The 2,982-nt window shown below is 63.3% G+C and carries 3 protein-coding genes; all 3 read right to left on the bottom strand.

What is annotated here, in order from left to right; translation table 11 throughout:
- Nucleotides 1-155 precede the first annotated feature (155 nt).
- The 3 genes from KHO41_RS40760 to istA all read right to left on the bottom strand — a co-directional run bounded on the left by KHO41_RS40760 (nt 156) and on the right by istA (nt 2,745).
- Nucleotides 156-326, bottom strand: coding sequence for a hypothetical protein (locus KHO41_RS40760; RefSeq protein WP_244874281.1), 171 nt, complete (start codon nt 324-326; stop codon nt 156-158).
- A gap of 84 nt (nt 327-410) precedes the next feature.
- Nucleotides 411-1,211, bottom strand: a complete 801-nt coding sequence (gene istB / locus KHO41_RS40755) for an IS21-like element helper ATPase IstB (protein ID WP_211958855.1) — start codon at nt 1,209-1,211, stop codon at nt 411-413.
- Between the two features lie 10 nt (nt 1,212-1,221).
- Complete coding sequence (gene istA, locus KHO41_RS40750; RefSeq protein ID WP_211958854.1) at nt 1,222-2,745, bottom strand: IS21 family transposase; 1,524 nt, start codon at nt 2,743-2,745, stop codon at nt 1,222-1,224.
- Nucleotides 2,746-2,982: the final 237 nt, after the last annotated feature.

Raw genomic sequence — 2,982 nt, 5'->3', positions numbered from 1 at the left:
TGCGTATTCCGGTGAACGTGACCGACGATTCCGGCGCAACGTGACCGTTGCGCGCGAGGGGATGTTACGCGGTTCAGATTGTAGAGGGCGCGGTCACGATGAGTTGATTTTTTCCTCCTTTGTTCGTGGTTTTCGATCCGTTACTGAGTAACGGATCAGGAACCGAAGTACTCGTCCCATTCTGGCGTATCCAGTTCGAGTGTCGCGATCACGCGGTCGTCCTCGATCTTGATGAGGCCTTCGATCAATTCCCGCTTCGTTACGCCGTAACGGCGCGCGAGTCGGGCGAGACCCAGGACGGTGCCCGTGCTGACCCACGTGCTCAATTGACGTTCTCCGTTGCCGTCCTGCCCTGCCGTTTGGCGTCTCGCCCGGTATTGCGCCTGACGTTGTGCTGTTGTTTTTGCCATTTATCCCTCAACTCCAGTCGCGGCGTTTGCGGCCATCGCCGCGCTGGTTCCTTCGCCAGCCTGGGCCGTTTGAGCCCTTTTCGATCGGAGCGAATCGCCGGTCAGCGTGATGCGGTGATGGTGCTGCATCAGCCGGTCGAGCATGGCATCGGCCATCGTGGCGTCACCGATCCAGGCGTGCCAATGCTCGATCGGCAGTTGTGATGTGATGATGGTGGCTTTGCGGCTGGCCCGGTCGTCAATGACTTCCAGCAGGTCGGACCGGGTCATGCTGTCGATGGCACCCATACCCCAATCATCCAGGATGACGACGTCGGTCTTGGCGAGCTGAAGCAACCATTTGCCGAACGCCCCGCTGCCATGGCGAATGCGCAGTTCTTCCGGCAGGCGCGGGACGCGTTGATACAGCGCGGAGTGGCCGCGCCGGCACGCATACTGCGCCAGGGCGCAGGCCAGCCAGGACTTGCCGACACCCGTTTGCCCCGTGATCAGGATGCAGTGGCCGGCGCTGACCCAGTTGCCCAAGGCCAGGCTCATGACCTGCGATCGGTCGATACCCCGGCCGGCCCGGCTGTCGAGGTCTTCCAGCGTCGCCTGTCCATATTTGAGGCGCGCGTTCTTCAATAGGCGTATCAGCTTGCGCTCATTGCGGTGGTGGACCTCCCGGTCTACCAGGATGGTCAGCCGTTCCTCGAAGCTCAGGTTCGCCAGCCCCGGCTGGGTGAGTTGTTCCTCCAGCGCGCCTGCGAGGCCATCCAGTCTCAGGCTGCGCAGATGGGCCAAGGTGTGATGCATCATCATGTCGTTATCCTTATTGGTAATAGCCGGGGCCGCGCACGTGCGCGTGATCGGGGCTGACCCAGTCGCGGGCGGGAGCTGGTGCGCTTTGATCGCGGTGGTTGACCAGGATGTCGCGCACATGCCGGTATTTGAAGGCGCCCAGTTGCAGCGCCAGCATGCAGGCGGCTTCCAGCCGTGGCTGGCCATAGCGCTTGGCCAGGGACAGCAGACCCAGACAGGCGCGGTAGCCATGCTCGGGATGCTTGTGCTCGGCCAGCAGCCGAGTGATGACTTCCGCCGTGGCGGGGCCGATGCGCTGCCCCCAGTCGATCAGGCGCTGCGGGCTCCACTCGCGGTGGGCACGGTGAGCGGCCGGCATGTGCTCGCTCACCGTGGAGAACCCGCCGGCTCGCGAACTGCGGGCATGGCAGGCGACCCGTTGCCCACGATGCAGGAGTTCGACGGTGGTACGCGTGATGCGGGCTTCCAGGGACTGTCCGACCAACGCGTGCGGCACGCTGTAACGATGCTGGTCGATCTCGACGTGATAGTCGATGTGCGCTTTGACGGTTTTGAAGGTGGCCAGCTCGTAACGCTGCGCCGGCAAGGGTGAGAGCGCCGGGGCATCCAGTTGCGCAAAGGCGCTGGCGCGGCTGCCGGGCAGCTTCTGGAAGGGGCGCTCGTTGAGCCGCTGCAGGAGCGGCGCAATCGCCCGGTCGACCTCATGCACGCTGGCAAAGCGCTGGTGTCGCAGGCGTGCGATGATCCAGCGCTCGACGACCTGTACGGCGGATTCCGCCTTGGCCTTGTCTTGTGGGTGATAGGGGCGCGCCGGGAGAAACGAGGTGCCGTAATGACGGGCGAAGTCGAGCACGGTGTCGTTGGCGCGCGGCTCGTAGCGATTTGCCTCGGCGATCAGGGCGCGGGGATTATCAGGCACGATCAGTGCCGGCACGCCGCCATAAAACGCCAGGGCGCGCGCCGTCGATTCAAGCCAGTCAACCATCGTCTCGCGCTCGGTGGCGCAGGCGAAGGTATAGCTGCTGGCGCCCATGGCCGAGACGTAAATGTGGGCTCGGGCGCCATCAGCCAGGGGGACGGTCGGACCGGCGAAGTCGATGAACAGCTTCTCGCCGCCGCGGTGGACCTGCCGCATGGAGCGCTTGAGCTGTCTGGCAAAGCGCCGGTAGTTCTCACAGAACTGCGAATAGCCGTAGGTCTGACGCTCGGCGTACTCGGCCCGGTACTCCTCCCACAGAAGCATCAGCGTCATGCCTTTGCGCCGCAGTTCCTGATGGATGCGGCCGAAGTCCGGCTGCACATGGTCGCGCGGTTTTTCTGGGCTGGCTAACAGGCGCCGCTCCAGCGTGACGTCGTCGAGCGACTCCAGAGCAGGCCAATCCAGTCCGGCTGCGGCAGCCAAACCGACATACTTGGTAACGACGCCTTTGGAGATCTGAAGCGCCGCGGCGATCTGCTCGTGAGACAACCTGGCGTCCAGCTTCAGACGCAATACTTCCTTTACCTTACGCATAGCAATCCTCGGTGCGGGCATGCCATTTCCAGACAAAAATCTGGCAGCCTACCCGTCTCGGTTATGGATATGCGTAACACCGGTGCGCTGCGATACGACATCGTTCCGGCATCGTGACCGGCCATTCCGGTATCGTGACCGCGGATTCCGGACAGCCGGAAAATCGGTCACGTTCGCCCGGAATCGTCGGTCACGATGAACCGGAATGCTCGGTCACGTTCGTCCGGAATCGTCGGTCACGATGGGCCGGAATACCCA

The sequence above is a fragment of the Cupriavidus numazuensis genome (genome assembly GCF_905397435.1).
Taxonomy (GTDB): domain Bacteria; phylum Pseudomonadota; class Gammaproteobacteria; order Burkholderiales; family Burkholderiaceae; genus Cupriavidus; species Cupriavidus numazuensis.
Note: the sequence above shows the minus strand (reverse complement) of the source record. Positions and strands in the feature narration are given on the sequence as shown.